At 66.8% G+C, this 588-nt stretch carries 1 pseudogene; it reads left to right on the forward strand.

Annotated features, from left to right (window positions below):
* Positions 1-588 (forward strand): annotated as a pseudogene (locus ABQX22_RS26720) (hypothetical protein); the annotation flags it as partial.

Below are 588 nucleotides of genomic sequence, written 5' to 3' on the forward strand. Positions count from 1 at the left end.
ATCAACAGCACCGGTGTCGGTCGTCAGGTCAATGTGATTGGCGAAAATGCGGTGGCTGTGGGCTACAACGCGTTCGTGCGCCAAAGCGCGGTCAACGGTGTGGCGCTCGGTGCCAATGCCGGCGCAACCGGTGCCGATTCGGTGGCGTTGGGCTCGGGTTCGCGCACCTATGAAGCGGACACGGTGTCGATCGGCAGCGGCAATGGCCGCGGCGGTCCGGCAACGCGTCGCATCGTCAATGTCAGCGACGGCCAGGCCGCCACCGATGCGGTCAACAAGGGCCAGTTGGATTCCCTGGCCGCCGATGTGCAGACCACCAATGGCATGGTGCAAACCACCGGCGAAGGCGTGGCCTCGGCAACCGGCGATCGCAGCAGCGCGGTCGGTGCAGGTGCCAGCGCCAGCGGCGCGCGCAGTGTTGCGATTGCCTCCGGCAGCCGGGCGTCGGCGACCGGTGCCAGTGCGCTGGGTGTGGACAGCAGTGCCAGCGGCGTCAACAGCACCGCAATGGGCCGTCAGACCAATTCCATCGGCGAAAACGGCGTGGCGCTGGGCTACAACTCCTTCGTGCGCCAGAGCGGCAGCAAT

Source organism: Xanthomonas sp. WHRI 1810A (genome assembly GCF_040202885.1).
In the GTDB taxonomy this organism is placed as follows: Bacteria; Pseudomonadota; Gammaproteobacteria; order Pseudomonadales; family Pseudomonadaceae; genus Aquipseudomonas.